The 15,832-nt window shown below is 49.9% G+C and carries 22 protein-coding genes; all 22 read left to right on the top strand.

Going from position 1 to position 15,832, the window contains the following annotated elements:
* Positions 1 to 30: 30 nt before the first annotated feature.
* Entirely contained in the window at positions 31 to 276 is a 246-nt protein-coding gene (locus NDJ01_RS23600; RefSeq protein WP_031427788.1) for a hypothetical protein, read from the top strand.
* On the top strand, positions 266 to 970 hold the full coding sequence (locus NDJ01_RS23595; RefSeq protein WP_031427785.1) for a hypothetical protein: 705 nt from the start codon (positions 266 to 268) through the stop codon (positions 968 to 970). The genes NDJ01_RS23600 and NDJ01_RS23595 overlap by 11 nt, the downstream gene beginning before the upstream one ends.
* Before the next feature lie 101 nt (positions 971 to 1,071).
* Entirely contained in the window at positions 1,072 to 1,917 is an 846-nt protein-coding gene (locus tag NDJ01_RS23590) for a hypothetical protein (RefSeq protein ID WP_062866724.1), read from the top strand.
* Between the two features lie 10 nt (positions 1,918 to 1,927).
* Positions 1,928 to 2,131, top strand: a complete 204-nt coding sequence (locus NDJ01_RS23585; protein ID WP_031427781.1) for a hypothetical protein — start codon at positions 1,928 to 1,930, stop codon at positions 2,129 to 2,131.
* Between the two features lie 100 nt (positions 2,132 to 2,231).
* Complete coding sequence (locus NDJ01_RS23580) at positions 2,232 to 2,522, top strand: hypothetical protein (protein ID WP_029854316.1); 291 nt, start codon at positions 2,232 to 2,234, stop codon at positions 2,520 to 2,522.
* A 19-nt stretch (positions 2,523 to 2,541) separates the two neighbouring features.
* On the top strand, positions 2,542 to 2,871 hold the full coding sequence (locus NDJ01_RS23575) for a nucleoside triphosphate pyrophosphohydrolase family protein (protein ID WP_029854317.1): 330 nt from the start codon (positions 2,542 to 2,544) through the stop codon (positions 2,869 to 2,871).
* Entirely contained in the window at positions 2,871 to 3,332 is a 462-nt protein-coding gene (locus NDJ01_RS23570) for a DUF3310 domain-containing protein (RefSeq protein WP_054394795.1), read from the top strand. The genes NDJ01_RS23575 and NDJ01_RS23570 overlap by 1 nt, the downstream gene beginning before the upstream one ends.
* A 26-nt stretch (positions 3,333 to 3,358) precedes the next feature.
* Entirely contained in the window at positions 3,359 to 3,583 is a 225-nt protein-coding gene (locus tag NDJ01_RS23565) for a hypothetical protein (protein ID WP_054394797.1), read from the top strand.
* A gap of 4 nt (positions 3,584 to 3,587) precedes the next feature.
* Complete coding sequence (thyX, locus tag NDJ01_RS23560) at positions 3,588 to 4,229, top strand: FAD-dependent thymidylate synthase (RefSeq protein WP_258587464.1); 642 nt, start codon at positions 3,588 to 3,590, stop codon at positions 4,227 to 4,229.
* A 79-nt stretch (positions 4,230 to 4,308) separates the two neighbouring features.
* Positions 4,309 to 6,129, top strand: a complete 1,821-nt coding sequence (gene nrdD / locus NDJ01_RS23555) for an anaerobic ribonucleoside-triphosphate reductase (protein ID WP_258587574.1) — start codon at positions 4,309 to 4,311, stop codon at positions 6,127 to 6,129.
* Entirely contained in the window at positions 6,110 to 6,319 is a 210-nt protein-coding gene (locus NDJ01_RS23550) for a hypothetical protein (RefSeq protein ID WP_029854327.1), read from the top strand. The genes nrdD and NDJ01_RS23550 overlap by 20 nt, the downstream gene beginning before the upstream one ends.
* 72 nt (positions 6,320 to 6,391) lie before the next feature.
* Positions 6,392 to 6,862 (top strand): anaerobic ribonucleoside-triphosphate reductase activating protein, encoded by a 471-nt coding sequence (nrdG, locus tag NDJ01_RS23545; RefSeq protein ID WP_029854329.1) that lies wholly within the window; start codon positions 6,392 to 6,394, stop codon positions 6,860 to 6,862.
* On the top strand, positions 6,856 to 7,470 hold the full coding sequence (locus tag NDJ01_RS23540; RefSeq protein WP_258587463.1) for a deoxynucleoside kinase: 615 nt from the start codon (positions 6,856 to 6,858) through the stop codon (positions 7,468 to 7,470). Before nrdG ends, NDJ01_RS23540 begins: the two co-directional genes overlap by 7 nt.
* A gap of 93 nt (positions 7,471 to 7,563) precedes the next feature.
* Positions 7,564 to 7,728 (top strand): hypothetical protein, encoded by a 165-nt coding sequence (locus NDJ01_RS23535; protein WP_154215838.1) that lies wholly within the window; start codon positions 7,564 to 7,566, stop codon positions 7,726 to 7,728.
* Positions 7,729 to 7,730: 2 nt separating this feature from the next.
* On the top strand, positions 7,731 to 7,937 hold the full coding sequence (locus NDJ01_RS23530) for a hypothetical protein (RefSeq protein WP_029854333.1): 207 nt from the start codon (positions 7,731 to 7,733) through the stop codon (positions 7,935 to 7,937).
* Between the two features lie 2 nt (positions 7,938 to 7,939).
* A complete protein-coding gene (locus NDJ01_RS23525) occupies positions 7,940 to 9,457 on the top strand; it encodes a portal protein (RefSeq protein WP_172563833.1) in 1,518 nt (505 codons plus the stop codon).
* Positions 9,458 to 9,465: 8 nt separating this feature from the next.
* Complete coding sequence (locus tag NDJ01_RS23520) at positions 9,466 to 10,161, top strand: hypothetical protein (RefSeq protein WP_054394800.1); 696 nt, start codon at positions 9,466 to 9,468, stop codon at positions 10,159 to 10,161.
* 106 nt (positions 10,162 to 10,267) lie between these two features.
* Entirely contained in the window at positions 10,268 to 11,398 is a 1,131-nt protein-coding gene (locus NDJ01_RS23515; protein WP_258587462.1) for a phage capsid protein, read from the top strand.
* Between the two features lie 55 nt (positions 11,399 to 11,453).
* On the top strand, positions 11,454 to 12,041 hold the full coding sequence (locus NDJ01_RS23510; RefSeq protein ID WP_015727771.1) for a tail tubular protein A: 588 nt from the start codon (positions 11,454 to 11,456) through the stop codon (positions 12,039 to 12,041).
* A gap of 5 nt (positions 12,042 to 12,046) precedes the next feature.
* On the top strand, positions 12,047 to 14,842 hold the full coding sequence (locus tag NDJ01_RS23505; protein ID WP_258587461.1) for a hypothetical protein: 2,796 nt from the start codon (positions 12,047 to 12,049) through the stop codon (positions 14,840 to 14,842).
* Positions 14,842 to 15,282: a phage protein Gp13 family protein gene (locus NDJ01_RS23500; protein WP_238790812.1), complete on the top strand. Its 441-nt coding sequence runs from the start codon at positions 14,842 to 14,844 to the stop codon at positions 15,280 to 15,282. The genes NDJ01_RS23505 and NDJ01_RS23500 overlap by 1 nt, the downstream gene beginning before the upstream one ends.
* The gene (locus NDJ01_RS23495; protein ID WP_015727774.1) at positions 15,283 to 15,831 is read left to right on the top strand and encodes a hypothetical protein; all 549 of its coding nucleotides are present in this window, start codon (positions 15,283 to 15,285) and stop codon (positions 15,829 to 15,831) included.
* Position 15,832: the final 1 nt, after the last annotated feature.

Here is a 15,832-nt window from a genome sequence, read left to right as displayed (position 1 = left end):
ATCAACCACGTCCAAAGCTATGAGGTAAACATGAAAGTTATCTACAAGAAACTTATCTCTGAACTTATTCGTGAAGAAGCTTACAAGGCTAAGTCCCTTAACCGTGTGATTGACCGCATTGAGTTAACTCATGACGAGTTTGACGACTTAGTCAACGAGCTAACACCTGGTCACTTCGTAGCAGTACCGCTTCGTCGTAAGCCTCTGGATGTTCGCAAGATGCGCTACCTAGACATTGACATTGTGGCAGTGGAGGGTGGCGACGATGAGTTTTAAACCTAAGAAGGCTCACAACTGGAACGGTAAGTCTCTGAAAGGGGACTACCGTGTGACCGTGAAGATTGACGGTGTACGTCTAACGCGCAACGAACAGGGCGAGATTGTGTCTCGCTCTAACAAGCCTTTGTACAACCTACCGCCAATCCCTGAGCACATCCAAGACGCTGAGGTCTTCCTAGGTGACTGGGACTCAACGATTAGCGCTGTGCGTACACACGAAGGCGACACAGTACCTTATAGCGCTATCTATGAGCTTCGCCCAAACCTAGACCCTCGTCTTGACCTAGGCATTGTCTCAGACCCTAGCGCTGCGTACATCCAAGAGCAGCTTGAGGCATCACTAGGTTGTGGCTATGAGGGCTTGGTCTTGGAGCGCTTGAAAGATGGTCGCTGGATTAAGGTCAAGAACAAAGAGACCTACGACGTCCTAGTGACTGGCTTCCAAGCTGGCACTGGTAAACACGAGGGACGCATGGGCGCTCTCATCACGGCTTACGGCAAGGTAGGCACTGGGTTTACCGATGCTCAACGCCAAGAGTGGCAAGATCTGCACGACCAAGGACTAGCGATAGGAATGCTTATCGAAGTCGAGTGCATGGAAGTCACTAAGGACGGCAAGTTCCGTCACCCTCGCTTTGTCCGTCCTCGTGTGGACAAGCTCGAAGAAACACCACCACGCAAACCTGAATAAACCAATGAAACCAATCCATTACCTAGCGCTAGTAGCTCTGGGCTATCTCGTCGTGGGCGCTATTTACGACTGCCTATAAGACAACAATACAAGGAAACCAAATGAAAACTATCGGACTATTCGACGCTGATTGGATTGCATTCCAAATGGCGGCGGCGTGTCAAAAGCGCCATCGCTGGCCTGACGGTATCTGGACTCTTGAAGTAGACGAGAACGAAGTCGCTAAGGCGATTGATGACCGCATTGAGTATCTACGCAAAGAGATTAGTTGCCGTAAAGAGAACGTCTACATGTTCCTCTCTGGGACAGACAACTGGCGCAAACACATCATGCCTAGCTACAAGTCCAACCGTGACTCAATCAACAACTGGATTAGTCGTCCGATGATTCTCGATTACGCCTTGCAGTACATCCGTGACAACTATCAGTTCTTTCAACACGACATGCTTGAGGCTGATGACCTGATGGGTATCTATGCGACCAACCCTGAGTGGCATGGAGACGACAAGAAGGTCATCGTCGCTATCGACAAGGACATGAAGTCTATCCCTGCGTGGCACTACACGCCTGACAAAGACTTTGCTCCTTGGCTTCAAAGCGAGGCAGAGGCTGACGTCCTTTACTACAAGCAATGGCTCATGGGCGACCGCACAGACGGTTATGAAGGCTGTCAAGGCATTGGCGAAAAGACCGCACTAGATCTCGCAGTTAGCCCAGTGCTGCTCGTTCCGACTAACCATGAGTTCAAATCAGGCGCTCGCAAAGGGCAGGTTGAAGTCCGTTGGAAGAAGACACCTACAGGCGACCGTGGCGCTTGCGTTGCGTCTCACTATGCGAAAGCAGGGCATACCTCAGAGGAGTGCTATCAGAATGGCATGGTGGCTCGCATCCTGCGTCACGGCGAGTTCTGCTTCAAGACCAACACAGTCCTATTCACACCTCACTAAGGAGAAACCAATGATTAAGTTCATTACCAAACTACTAAACATCGCAGGCTTCTTAGCCGCTCGTGAAGCTGCTACGCAGTTGAAGAAAGCGCAAGCGACTGAGAAGAAGCGTGACAAGGTGATAGACAAGTTAGACAAGGCGATTGCCGAGCGCACGAACAAGTCAGTCGCTGCGTCTGTCATTTTAACCAAACTCAATCAACTTGGCGACTAAGTAGTCACAAGTGACTTGGAGTCATTTCTGTAGGTCGTTCGTATGAGCGGCCTATTGTACTGACTTTATCCATACACAACTCAAACATAAGGAAACCACTATGGCATCTCTACTAAGTAAGCGCATCGAAGCTTGCGAGAACACACTACGTCAACATGAACGTCGCATCGAAGACGCTATGCACATCAAAGAGATGGTGAAAGACATCGACCAAATCGAGCTTCGTTTAACTCATAAGCGTGGCATGGACATCGCTCGTCTATCCATCTCTCGCACGTTCCTTAACGACATCCTAAGTCTTGTAGACAAGCAGGCAGAGTACAGCGAGACACGCAAAGACAAGATTAAACGTGACCTAAAGAACATCGCTGATTTGTTTGCCATCATGTAGTCATATGTGAGGATAGCTTGTGTGTTACCACTACCCATTACCGCTAAGCCTCAATGACTACCAAGAGAAGGCTCGCCGCTTTGCTGTTTACCCACACCCTAGCTACGCAGTGTTGGCTCTAGGGGAGGAGGCTGGCGAGCTTCAAGGCAAGTTCGCAAAGGCTATTCGTAAGGGCGTTGAGCCAAACCTTGAAGACATCAAGGCAGAGCTTGGTGACGTCCTATGGAACATCGCAAACATCGCCGCAGACAACAACCTCACGCTTGTCGAGATTGCGGAATACAACCTTAACAAACTTGAAGGGCGCTTAGAGCGCGGAACTATCGTGGGCGAAGGAGACCACCGCTAATGATTTACACAGCAAAAGAACTCGCACATCAAAAGCTTGTACGTGTTGGCACTGTCCTAGTGTGCCGCTCTGAGGACGCCTTGATTGCCGCTCCTAACGAGGAAGTGGTGGTCTTAGAGGTTAAGCCTCATGGCCTAATCATCTTGTCTTCCAAAGGCTCTCATTTCGCAGGTGCGACTAAGTTCAGCATCTCACATGCTCCTGCGTCTGACGGCTCAGCTCCAACTGAATCCGACCCAGTGCATTCACCCTCGCACTACCAAGTGATTCAAGGCGTGGAAGCGAAAGACATCATTCAGCCTGCGCTCGACTCATTAGCAGGCAAGTTAACTCCATGGCAAGCCTACTGCCTAGGCAACGTCCTCAAGTACCGCCTTCGTGCAGGTGACAAAGACGACCTACAGCAGGACATCAATAAAGCTCGCAAATACAAAGAGATGGCTACTCGTGTAGCTCAATAAACATTCAATACAACGAGGAAAGAAACATGAGCATCAAACACCGCATTGCAGCCCTAGAGAAACGTAAAGCAGCACTTGAGCTGATGCTATCAGACGGTGAGGACTTCCATATCCGCGCTTACGGCTCAGACGGTGAAGTCTACGAGGCTGACTTAGACCACGGCTACATCGCAGTTATGCACGGCATCATCATCGGCCAAATCGACGCCCTTGAAGCTCAAATCGAAAACCTAGAACAACTAAAAGGATAACCAAATGAACCAAATCAAAGTAGAACTAATCGACTACATGGGGGACGACCTACGCATCGCTAACGTGGCTCGTGTTTCTTTCGCTAAGTGGAAGGATGAGATGGACGCACAGGACGTCCGTCTAATCGACTTCCTAGCTCGCCATGAGCACACCTCTCCGTTCCGTCACACAGCCGTGACTTTACGCTGCTCAGCGCCTATCTGGTTGGCTCGTCAACTAGGTAAGCATCAAGTCGGTATGTCGTGGAACGAAGTGTCTCGTCGTTACGTGGACACTGGCGTCGAACTGTACGTACCGAACAACTACCGCGCTCGCCCACAAGGCGGCATCAAGCAAGGCTCAGCAGGCATTCACCCAGAATCTCAAGAACTTGTCGCTCTCACTAAGGACATTCAAGACGCAATGCTTGAAGCCTATGAGCGCATGATTGAGATAGGCGTAGCGCCTGAGCAAGCTCGTGGCATCCTTCCGCAAAACATGATGACTACATGGATTTGGACAGGCTCTCTAACAGCCTTCTTCCATCTGTACCGTCTTCGCGCTGATGGTCATGCACAGCTTGAAGCTCAGCACTTCGCCAACCTTGTGAGTGATGTCATTGAGCCAATCTTCCCGCATAGCTGGAAGGCTCTTAAAGACAACTAACCAACAACTCAAAAGGAACGAAATGCAACAACTAGAACTACAAAAGGAGACTTACGATTACGAAGGACTCTTTGAAACTATGGCAGGCATTGTGGGTGGCACAGCGTCTGCCGAACTGATGCACAACAACGCTAACAAAGCGTCTGAACGTATCCCAACTCAGCGTGACATGGTGGCAGGCGAGGTGGCTAAGTTTGTCGCTTTGAACCGCATCCTACCTAAGCACATCGCTGAGGCTCACACCAAAGGTGAGATTCATTACCATGACCTAGACTATGCGCCAATGTTCGGCATGTTCAACTGTATGTTAATCGACATCAAGGGCATGTTAGAGAACGGCTTCAACATGGGTAACGCTGAGATTGAGACACCTAAGTCAATCAGCACAGCGACTGCCTTGGTAGCTCAAATCATTGCGCAGGTCGCATCGCATATCTACGGCGGTAACACAGTGAACCGTATCGACGAACATCTAGCACCTTACGTCCGTGCGTCTTATGACAAATGGCTGGCTCTAGGTCTTCGTTGGTTTAAGGGCGACAAGTTCACCGCTCAGTCATTCGCTCAAGAACGCACAGAGAAAGAGACTTATGACGCATTCCAAGCTCTTGAATATGAAATCAATACCCTTCACACAGCGAATGGTCAGACGCCATTCTGTACTTTGGGCTTTGGCTTGGGTACATCGTGGGAAGCTCGTCTCATTCAGAAGTCAATCCTTCAAGTACGACTTGCAGGTCTTGGCAAATCGAAACGAACTGCGGTGTTCCCTAAGCTCGTCTTCACTGTCAAGCATGGAGTTAATGCAGTTAGCACAGACCCTAACTACGACATTAAGCAACTGGCTCTTGAGTGTAGCTCCAAGCGCATGTATCCAGACTTCTTGTCCTACGAGAACAACGTCGACATCACAGGTGACTTTAAAGCTCCAATGGGCTGTCGCTCGTTCCTAAGCAAATGTTCTACAGGTGAGACGGACGGTCGTAACAATATGGGCGTTGTGTCTCTGAACCTTCCACGCATCGCTATCGAAGCGAAGGGCGATATGGAACGCTTCTGGGCTATCCTAGAGCAACGCGCAGACCTAGCCATTGAGGCGCTTCATACACGCATTGAGCGCTTACGTCATGTCAAAGCTAAGGTTGCTCCAATTCTATACGTAGAGGGCGCTTGCGGTATGTGCATCGACCCAGAAGATAGCGTATTGAAAGTCATGGAGAATGGTCGTGCAACTATCTCTCTTGGTTACATCGGTATCGAGGAGATGGTCAAGGCGATGTTCCCTGAGTCTGACATCAAGAGCGATGTGTCTAAGCAAGAGTTCGCCAAGTCTGTCGTGCGTTACCTACGTAAACGTACAGACGAGGAGAAGCAGCTTACAGGGTGGGGCTTTGGTCTTTACTCAACTCCTTCTGAGTCTTTATGTGACCGCTTTGCGCGTCTCGACAAGGAAGCGTTTGGTGAGATTAAAGGCGTGACAGACCACGGCTACTACACCAATTCATTCCACCTAGACGTTCGTGAGAAGGTTACTCCGACTCAGAAGATTGACTTCGAGAAGGAATACCACTGGATTGCTTCTGGCGGTCATATCAGCTACGTCGAGTTCCCGAACATGAAGCACAACCTTAAAGGCTTAGAGCGTGTGGTTGACTATGCGCTCTCATCGCTAGGCTACTTCGGTGTGAACACGCCAGTGGACTACTGCGGTGAATGTGACTACGCAGGTGAGGCCAAAGCAACCTCTAAAGGCTTTGAGTGTCCATCATGCGGCAACCACAACCAGAAGACACTAAGCGTGACTCGTCGCGTTTGTGGCTATCTAGGCTCTCCAAACTCACGACCTTATATCGCTGGCAAGCAAACTGAGGTTATCAACCGTGTCAAACACACTGACTAACTTAGAGCCTCATATCTACGCACTACGTCGCGCCATCATTGGGGACGACTTCGACACCTACATGAAGTTGTTCAAGATATGGAAGCTCAAACTTGCAGGCCGCAGTGTGGCTGAGCGCGAGTTCATCGCCAAGTCATACGAATACAAAGTCGACCAATCTAACGACGATTGCGAAGGCTGCAAGATTTAACCATTCATCTAACGACGGGACAGCCTCTCAACGATGCACAACTGCCCGTCCTTTCTTTTATGGAGATACGCAATGAACTACTCAGCGTTACGCAAAGAAGACTATGCCAATGGTGAGGGACGTCGCGTCTCTCTTTTTGTATCTGGCTGTGAGCACGCCTGCGAGGGCTGTTTTAACCAGAAAGCCATGAGCTTCGACGCAGGTCATCCATTCACTATGGGGACTATGAGCGAGATTGTAGAAGCTCTACACGACGCAGACGGCTTCTCGCTATTAGGCGGTGAGCCAATGCACCCTCGTCACCAAGACGTCATTACGTTCATTCTGCGCTTCATTAAGACGCACCTTGGCAAGAACGTATGGGTCTGGACAGGGTACACCCATGAACAGCTCCTAGAGATGGAGCATCCGGCTCTCAAGTACGTAGACGTCTTGATTGACGGTAAGTACGAGAAGTCACAACGCACAGTTAAGCCGTGGCGTGGCTCTGACAATCAACGTCTATTACATCTAATCGACTGTAAGGTAATCAAAGAATGCTAATCACCCTTGAAGGTAACATCGGGGCAGGCAAATCGACCCTGCTTCCAGAACTGGCTCAGGAGCTTGACTTCCAGTACGCAGATGAGAACGTCGATAACGACTCTATGTTTGCGTCAATCATGGCAGCAGGTACTTCCGAGCAAATCAATATGTACATGTCTCGCAAGTTAGCTGAGCGCAACCTTGAGTGTGTACGCAAAGGTGGCGACTGGTTAGTCGAGCGTTGTCCATCGTCATCTCTATTGTTCGGCATGGCGGCAGGTAACTCAGACGAAGCTCTGAACACTATCTTCCGAGACGTCGTTCATACGCCAGAACCAGACCTTCACGTCTACATTCGCACACCTCTTAACGTCTGCTTAAAACGTATGCGCAAGCGTGGCCGTCCGTCTGAACTTGAGTTCTACGACAAGAAGTTCCTACGCAAGCTTGAAGACGTACATAACGACTGGGCGAAAGTTGGCGAAGATCTGCACAAAGTCTTGACCGTGGACTACGACGAAATGTCCATTCAAGACCTCGCAACTGTTATCAAAATGTATCTCGAAATGAAACGAGTTCTTGGTAACAAATACGATAAAGAACAAGCACTTAAATCAAACGCTTAAAGACCATGTTAAAAGTCTGTAATTACGACTGCCTATAAGACAAAGGTCAATACTTTAAGACTACTTAAAGCCTACTTAAAGGGATAACTATTTATGAACATTAATACATTAAGTCAACTTATAGAGAACTTAGAGTCAAACAACAAGTTAGACATTGAGCTACATGATAGTGAACGCATGGTGGGCTTTAAGCTTGGTCAAAAGAACATTCTCATCCAGATTCAAAACATCATCAAACAAATCGAAGAAGGAGACTAACTATGTGCGGCGGTAGTACACCCGAAGTCCAAGCCCCACCACCTCCAGCTCCACCTCCAGTACCAACTCAAGACATCGACACTCAAGGCATCCAGAAGAAGAACAAGGCGCAGCAAAAGCAAGCTCAGCGTCGTGGCTCAACGTCTTCTCGACGCGACCTCAAGATTAACACTTCGGCGTCTGGCAGTGGTCTTAACGCAGGAGGTTAGTATTGGAACAAAAGCACACGGCAGCTCAAGTCTACAACTCATTGAAGGCTGAGCGAGACCCATACCTCTACCGTGGTCGCTTGTGCTCTAGTCTGACAATCCCCTCCATCCTCCCAGAAGAAGGCGACGATGAACACACCCAATACCGTGTCCCTTACAGTGGATTCGGTGCGCGTGGCATCAAGCAGCTCGCCTCAAAGATTGTCATGGCGTTATTCCCTCCGTCTCATCCCTTTGTCCGTCTAGGGGTCTCAACTGAGCTAATCACACGGCTCGACCTAACGGATGCCAAGAAGGGCGACCTTGAGACAGCGCTAAGTCAGACTGAGCAACTGATTGTGACCGAGCTTGAACGACGCGCTCTGCGTTCGCTTCTCTACGAAGACATCAAGCACCTCCTCGTGACTGGTAATGGGCTGCTATACATCGGCTCAAAAGAGTCACGATTCTACCGTCTGGATAAGTACGTCGTTGAGCGCGATGACCAAGGCACTGTGACCCGCATTGTGGTCTGCGAGAAGATTAGCTTCCGCAAGCTTCCATCGGGTATGCAAAACGCCATTCGTGAGCAGCGTCGTTTGAAAGGCGACCCTCGTAAAGACCTGAACCTGTACACAATGATTGAGCTTAAAGGCGAACATTGGCACAGCTATCAAGAGGTCGAAGGTATGCGCGTATCTGGCTCTGAAAGCAGCTACCGCAAAGACCGCTCTCCATGGATTGTCTGCACCATGAACCGTTTAGACGGTGAAGACTATGGACGTTCGTTTGCCGAAGAACACATCGGCGACTTGAACACACACGAAGCTCTCGTGAAGGCAATCACTCAAGCATCCATCGCAGCCTCAAAGGTTATCTTCATGGTTAAGCCTAACGCTTCGACCCGTGCGTCGACGTTGAGCAAGGCCAAGAACGGTGACTATGTCCAAGGTGACAAAGAGGACGTGAGTTGCTTACAGCTCGACAAAGCGCATGACCTAGCGATTGCGCAGAACCTAAAGGCTGAGATTCAAGCTGGCTTATCTGAGGCTTTCCTTATGTCTAGCGCTGTGCGTCGTGACGCTGAGCGTGTGACAGCAGAGGAGATTCGCATGATGACTCAAATGCTTGAGGAGTCTCTAGGTGGTCTATACAGCCAACTTGCACAAAGCCTACAGCTTCCATTGGTTAACGTCCTACTAGGGCACATGGAACGCGACGGCATCCTACCGCACTTCCCAGAAGGCACGTTTGAGCCAATCGTCATTACTGGCGTTGAGGGCTTAGGACGTGAAGCAGAACTATCCCGTCTCAATACCTTCGTCAACCTAGTGCAACAAGTCGGCGCAGAGCAAGCAGCTAAGGAGATGCACCTAGGCGAGCTATTCAAGCGCTACGCAGCGAACCTTCAAATCGAGACTAAGGGTCTCATGAAGACGGCAGAGGAGAAGCAACAGGAGCTTCAAGCAGAACAAATGAACCAACTTATGCAGACCGCTACGCCTCAAGTAGTGCAGGGCGCGATGCAGCAACAACAATAAGGTAAACCATGAACGTAAACCAACCAGAACAACCTCAACTAAACGAGTCTGAACTAGCCGCACTAGAAGCTGCGAAAGGTGCAGACATCGAACTGGCAGACGGCACAAAGCTAGACACTGGTGCTGAGCAAGAAGCTGAGCTAGACGGTCAAGCGCTAGACGCTGAGCATGACAAACAGGTCGAAGCAGAAGCTGAGCAAGAAGAACAGCAACCAGAACAGCCAGAAGCTGAGCAGCCAGAAGCTACAGACAACGAAGATGAAGACGATGAGAAAGCAGCGCTTAAAGCTCGTATTGCTGAGCTTGAGTATGCGCAGACTGAGGCGACTATCTTCGGCATGGTCGGTGGCAAAGAGCAGTACATGGCGATGACTAAATGGGCTGAGACAGGTCTTCCTCAAGCTGAGGTCGACATGTTCAACGCTGTGATGGACTCAGGCAATGTCGCACAAATGCAGTTCGCTGTGCGTGCGCTTGAAGCTATCTATAAGTCACAGGTAGGTCATGAAGGCGTTCGTCTTGGTGGCAAAGCTTCCGACAGCGAAGCGTACAGCTATGAGTCAGACGAAGACTTCTACGCAGATCTCCAAAACCCATTGTACAAAGAGGACTCTCCGGCAGGCGAGGCGTTCCGTCAAAAGGTCATGTTAAAGATGACTCGCATGACAACGCAAAGCACTTCTGATGGCTGGGTTCACGCCTAATCCCTAACTCCACTTAACGACGCACTGCGACAGACACATAGCCCGTAGTGCGTCCAAATACTCTCACATACGAATTAATCTCACTTATATAAGGAACTAATACTTTATGTCATTCCCACTACAAACAACTGTATCTCGCACTGGTCAAGTTAACGCAGCAGGTAACTCTCGTGAGTTGTTCCTAAAGCTATTCGCAGGCGAGGTTCTAACAACTTTCAAAGCAGACAACATCGCTCTAGGTCTAACTCGCGTTCGCACAATCCGCAACGGTAAGTCAGCAGAGTTCCCGATGATTGGTAAGAACACTGCGCAATACCACACACCTGGTCAATTGATTAACGGCAACAAGATTAAACATGCAGCTCGCATCGTGACAATCGACGACGTTGCTGTGTCTCCTGTGTTTATCGCAGACATTGACGAAGCGATGACTCACTACGAGTTCCGCTCTCAATACTCTCAAGAAGGTGGCTCAGCGCTGGCTGAACTGGTAGACCGCAACATCTTCCGCATGGTTACTAAAGCGGCTTACATCACGAGCAAGTCAGAAGCGACGACAGCTATCTCTGACGGCTCTCTACTAGGCTCAGTGCTAGACGACGAAGACTTCACAGCTAACGTTGTTGTTCCGTCTGCTTACACTGGTGAGCACATCGTGTCTGCAATCTTCAAAGCTCGCACAATCTTGAAGAAAGCAAACATCAAGCAAGTGCCTGTGTGTGTCCTACCGCCAGAAGTGTACGAGCTACTTGTGAACATCCAAGACACCAACAAAGTGACATGGATGAACAAAGACGTAGGTGGCACTGGCTCAATGGCAGAAGGCTCAATCGCTCGCGTGGCTGGTATCTCAATCCTTGAGTCTAACCACCTACCACAAGAGGAGAAAGGCCAACAAACTGACCCTAAACCAATCGCTGATGTGGCTGTAGGTTCAGGCCATGAGACTAAGTACGACGTTGAAGCGCGTGGTCTTGTGGGTCTAATCTTCACGCCTGACTGTGTGGCGACCGTTAAGCTAATGGACGTTCAAACTAAGGACGTACCAGAACCTCTACGTCTAGGTACAACAATCCTGTCTAAGCTATGCGTGGGTCACAACATCCTACGTCCTGCTTGCGCTATCGCTATCCTCAAGAAAGGTTCAGAAGCTGAACTAGCGGCAGGTACTAACAAGGTTGAAGTAGTCGACCTAGGTGCAGCAGCACTAGCCGCATCGGCTCGTAAAACTAAGTAATCAACATCAAGGGAAGGTCTTCGGGCTTTCCCTTTTTTTTCAGGAGTTGTTCAAAATGAGCGCAAATAACCTTACAGCTCTTTACCCAACGAGTTACTTAGAGGCCGTCAACGAGCTACTTGCAGCTATCGGTGAGGCTCCCGTTAACTCAATCGGTACGGGTCTCTCTGAGTCACGTTTGGCTCAGCTCACGCTAGACCGTGTGTCCCGTCGTGTTCAAAAGCGTGGTTGGTGGTTCAACACTGAGACGATGCAGTTCGTCCCAAACGCTCAAGGCGAGATTGTCCTACCGCGCAATACCTTGTCTATCCAGACGCAATCTGGACGTTACACATACCGTAACTACAAGCTCTACGACAAGTTAAACAATACGTTCTACTTCCACACTCCAATCTACATCACGCTCATCCTAGCGCTTGACTGGGACTCACTCCCTGAGACAGCTCGTAACTTCATCGTCTTAAAGGCGTCTCAACGCTTCCAAACAGAGACGGTAGGTAGTGCTCAAGCTAACGCTGAGTTACGTGAAGAAGTACATCAAGCTTACATCGAGCTGAACGAGGAGGAGATGGAAGCAGGTAACTACAACCATTTCGAGAACGCTGAGCTAATGCAAGATGCGTATCTATACCGGAGGCAATAAAGTAAATGCTAGTCTCTCAGCCCATTCCTGACATGATTGGCGGCGTATCTCAGCAAGCTCCACTGATGCGCTTCCCTAACCAAGCTGAGGAGCAAATCAACTGCAAGAACAGTCCTGTCACAGGCGTCTCAAAGCGTCCTAATACCAAGCATGTCGCTGACATCGTAGGCTCGTTCCTAGACTACGCTCGAATGAAGACTCACATCATTGACCGTGACGAAACTGAGCGTTATCTCATCGGCATCCTTGATGGTGAGATTCGCGCATGGGACTTAATGACAGGCGTTCAGTATGACGTCGAGGGTGGTCAGAACGTCAACTACCTACGCGCAGGCTCTGTGCCAGCTCGTCAAGCATACAAGGCGATGACGCTGGGAGACGACACGTTCATCCTCAATACGACCATGCCTGTCACCATGGATTACACCAAGCGTGAAGGTGTACCTGAGACAGAGGCTCAAACTAAGCATATGCGCATTGCCTTTAGTGGCATCGACTTGAACAAGCCTGTAGCTGAGAACCCATACAACCAAGGGACTAATACCTACAGCTCGTTCACGGTGCTTAGCGCCACGTACTCAGGTGTTATCTATATCGGTGCTAAGACGCTTCCTTACAACATGCCTGTTAATGACAACTCTCCACGCATCATCTTAGAGATGCTTAAAAAGAACGGCATTAACGCATGGTTGAATGGGACTAGCGTCTACTTTGAAGTTGATGTCCATGATGACGTAAGTCTGACTGACAACTCTCAAGCGACCGTTGAGTACACGTACTACCGCAGTCACTGGGATTCTGGCGACCGCAAGTGGGTTCAGCATAAGTACACTTGGACAGAGATTGAGACTCTAACAGGTCTTACTCAAATGATGGCGAGCATTCAAACAGCGCCGTTAACGCCTGCATCTCCGCAAGGCTTTGTGTGGATTCGTCAAGCCGACTACTCGGTCAACTACGACATCACAGTGAACGGCACGAAGTGTAGCATTACGACGCCAGAAGCAACCTCTGACCAAGCTCGTGCAGGTCTTAACTCAAGCAAGATGACGGATGACCTCATCGCGCAAATCAACGAGTCAACCAGTACGCATGGCTGCGTCGCTACTCGTATTGGTAGCACTATCCATATCCGTGCTGCCGATAACCAAGAGTTTGACTTAGAGGTCTCTGACGGCCTTTACGGCGAGGCTCTTAAAATGGCGAAAGGTACAGTAGAAGACCAAACCGACTTACCGCCTGACGGCGTAGAAGGTCATGTGATTCATGTGGCAGGCAAGGCCGATTCTGAGAACGATGGTTACTACGTTAAGTGGGTCGATGAGACATCCATGTGGACTGAAAGCACAGCCTATGGCCTAGCCAATGAGTTTAACCATGCGTCTATGCCTCACATGCTTCGTCGTTACCAAGACTCAAGCAAGGTGAGCACTGAGAACCCTTACGGTATCTACTTCAAGCTAGAGCAGGGCGTGTGGTCTAAACGTACTGTAGGTGATGAGCTCTCTGCGCCTATCCCTTCGTTTGTCTCAACGCAGGACGAAAATGGAGCAATGACGCAGGAGCGCTATATCTCCGCTATGGCCTTCTTCCGTGGTCGCCTGTGGTTCTTAGGCGGTGACTATGCGTGTGGCTCTGTGGTGGGCGATAAGTTCAACTTCTTCCGCTCAACCGCTCTCACGGTCTTGGATGATGACCCGATTGATGGTTATACCGACCTAACAGGCCAAGCCGAGACGATTCACGCTGCGATTCCTTCAAGCGATGGTCTTGTGGTCTTCACTGAGCGTGGTCAGTACCTCATCTCCTCTCAAGGCATGATGTCACCGACTACCTTTGAGTTCACTCGCATCGCAAGCTACGCGACGGACAATCGCTGCGACCCTGTGTTGATTGGCGACCGTATCTCCTTCGCAACCAAGACGTCTGAGTACACGTCTGTCTCTGAGATGTACGTGGCAGATACAACAGGTGTGCGTAAAGCAAACGAAGTGACTTCTCACTGTCCGACCTACATTGAAGGCTCTGTGCATCGTCTACTGGCTAACGCTACGTCGAACACTGAGTTCCTTATCATGCGCGGTCAAGGTGAGACATTAACAGGCCGTATGTTCATCTATGACTTCCTTATGAATGGCAATGAGCGTGTGCAATCTGCATGGTCTCAATGGACATTCAATGGTGCAGTCGTGGTGGACGGTGTGCTTACTTCGAGTGAGCTTTACCTTGTAATGGTACGTGCTACCAGTGACAAAGATAAGCGCATGACCGTTGAGCGTATCGACTTAGTGCAAGACCCTGTGAAAGTGAAGCATGGACACCCTGTGTTCCTCGACAGCTTGCAGGAGTGTGAGGAAGAACCTCAAGACCTACGTGAAGGTGAAGTCGCTAAGCGCGTTAAGTTCTCCGGTGGTCACGTTTGGTATCGTGGTTATCCATACGTAATGCGCCACACCTTTAGTCAGTTCTTCCTACGTCGTGATGAGCGCTCAGCAGGTGATACAGGTGGACGTCTTCAACTACGTCGTCTGCATCTGAACTTCCATGAGACCACATCGTTCTACGTCGAGGTTGAGACTGAGGGTCGTGAGCTTCGTGTGGTTCACTTCCAAGGCCGTGTACTAGGTCACTTAACTAACATCATCGGTCAAGTACCTATCACATCCGGTGAACGTAGCTTCCCACTGCTAGGTGAGTCAAAGTCAATCGCTGTCTCTATCTTTAACGACAGTATCTATGACGCTTGCTTCCAGTCTGCATTCTGGGAAGGCTTCTACCACAACCGTGCGCGGAGGTTCTAATGGGACTACGCCATATCACTGAGTCTGACGTGGCGTATCTCTCCAAGCACATGAAACCTCAAGACGTCCTAGAGCTTAAAGCTGCTCTAGGCGTCTCTCCTTTAGTTGGGCTTGAGCGTTCTATCGCTAGTTCGTCTGAGGCTCATACCCTTGAGGTTGACGGTCGGCCTGTGGCTATCGGTGGCGTCACTCAGACTCAATACGGTGGCTTGGCGTGGGTGCTTACTGTGGACAATGTGAAGTCGTTCGGTCGTGAGCTTACCGCCTACGCAAAGCAGCTCTCTAACCAATACCTAGACCAATACGGTCAACTCTATAACTACGTCGCGCTATCGAACGTTATCTCTCTGCGTTGGCTTGAACGCCTTGGCTTTAAGCGAGGCGATGAGTGCTCGTTCAATGGCGTGCCGTTCGTCCTAATGTATAAACGGAGAAACTGAATGGCAGTATTAATCGCCGCAGGTCTCACGTTCGCATCTGGCGTTATCTCGAACATCATGGCGTCAAAGGACGCTGAGGAGTACAACGAGGCAATGCGTGACGCTAACGTCGTGAACCTTATGTACAAGAACCGTGGGATGAACCAACAGCTTGCCGCTATGGAAGACTCCTACGCAGTCAAAAAGACCACCACTAAGATTCAAATGGCTCAGCAACAGAGTGCCGCTAAGACAGCAGGTGCAGACTCTGGCGGTGGTGGTAACTCTCTTAACTCAATCGTTGGTAGCTTTGAGACAGCTCTAGGACAGCAGCTCGCCACACTAGAGGACAACCTAGCGAAGACTCGTGCTCAAACTCAGAGTTCGAAGGACGGCGCTCAGTGGTCAACTCAAAGTGCAATCCAACAGCAAGCACATGACACATCCGTCGACATCCTAACGCCAGCTCTTAACGCAGCGAACACCTATTTCATGGGCGCAGCAGCAGAGAAGGAAGCTGACAAGGCGGTCAACGCAATGAACAACGCTTTACGTATCGGAGGTAACTAAG

This window comes from Vibrio sp. HS-50-1, assembly GCF_024747315.1.
GTDB lineage: Bacteria > Pseudomonadota > Gammaproteobacteria > Enterobacterales > Vibrionaceae > Vibrio > Vibrio diabolicus.
This window is presented reverse-complemented; position numbering and strand designations above follow the sequence as displayed.

What these genes read in the sequence shown, in the direction of transcription:
- NDJ01_RS23600 (WP_031427788.1), top strand. Translation starts at nt 31, where the DNA reads ATGAAAGTTATCTACAAGAAACTTATCTCTGAACTTATTCGTGAAGAA.
- NDJ01_RS23595 (WP_031427785.1), top strand. Translation starts at nt 266, where the DNA reads ATGAGTTTTAAACCTAAGAAGGCTCACAACTGGAACGGTAAGTCTCTG.
- NDJ01_RS23590 (WP_062866724.1), top strand. Translation starts at nt 1,072, where the DNA reads ATGAAAACTATCGGACTATTCGACGCTGATTGGATTGCATTCCAAATG.
- NDJ01_RS23585 (WP_031427781.1), top strand. Translation starts at nt 1,928, where the DNA reads ATGATTAAGTTCATTACCAAACTACTAAACATCGCAGGCTTCTTAGCC.
- NDJ01_RS23580 (WP_029854316.1), top strand. Translation starts at nt 2,232, where the DNA reads ATGGCATCTCTACTAAGTAAGCGCATCGAAGCTTGCGAGAACACACTA.
- NDJ01_RS23570 (WP_054394795.1), top strand. Translation starts at nt 2,871, where the DNA reads ATGATTTACACAGCAAAAGAACTCGCACATCAAAAGCTTGTACGTGTT.
- NDJ01_RS23565 (WP_054394797.1), top strand. Translation starts at nt 3,359, where the DNA reads ATGAGCATCAAACACCGCATTGCAGCCCTAGAGAAACGTAAAGCAGCA.
- thyX (WP_258587464.1), top strand. Translation starts at nt 3,588, where the DNA reads ATGAACCAAATCAAAGTAGAACTAATCGACTACATGGGGGACGACCTA.
- nrdD (WP_258587574.1), top strand. Translation starts at nt 4,309, where the DNA reads ATGGCAGGCATTGTGGGTGGCACAGCGTCTGCCGAACTGATGCACAAC.
- nrdG (WP_029854329.1), top strand. Translation starts at nt 6,392, where the DNA reads ATGAACTACTCAGCGTTACGCAAAGAAGACTATGCCAATGGTGAGGGA.
- NDJ01_RS23540 (WP_258587463.1), top strand. Translation starts at nt 6,856, where the DNA reads ATGCTAATCACCCTTGAAGGTAACATCGGGGCAGGCAAATCGACCCTG.
- NDJ01_RS23535 (WP_154215838.1), top strand. Translation starts at nt 7,564, where the DNA reads ATGAACATTAATACATTAAGTCAACTTATAGAGAACTTAGAGTCAAAC.
- NDJ01_RS23530 (WP_029854333.1), top strand. Translation starts at nt 7,731, where the DNA reads ATGTGCGGCGGTAGTACACCCGAAGTCCAAGCCCCACCACCTCCAGCT.
- NDJ01_RS23520 (WP_054394800.1), top strand. Translation starts at nt 9,466, where the DNA reads ATGAACGTAAACCAACCAGAACAACCTCAACTAAACGAGTCTGAACTA.
- NDJ01_RS23515 (WP_258587462.1), top strand. Translation starts at nt 10,268, where the DNA reads ATGTCATTCCCACTACAAACAACTGTATCTCGCACTGGTCAAGTTAAC.
- NDJ01_RS23510 (WP_015727771.1), top strand. Translation starts at nt 11,454, where the DNA reads ATGAGCGCAAATAACCTTACAGCTCTTTACCCAACGAGTTACTTAGAG.
- NDJ01_RS23505 (WP_258587461.1), top strand. Translation starts at nt 12,047, where the DNA reads ATGCTAGTCTCTCAGCCCATTCCTGACATGATTGGCGGCGTATCTCAG.
- NDJ01_RS23500 (WP_238790812.1), top strand. Translation starts at nt 14,842, where the DNA reads ATGGGACTACGCCATATCACTGAGTCTGACGTGGCGTATCTCTCCAAG.
- NDJ01_RS23495 (WP_015727774.1), top strand. Translation starts at nt 15,283, where the DNA reads ATGGCAGTATTAATCGCCGCAGGTCTCACGTTCGCATCTGGCGTTATC.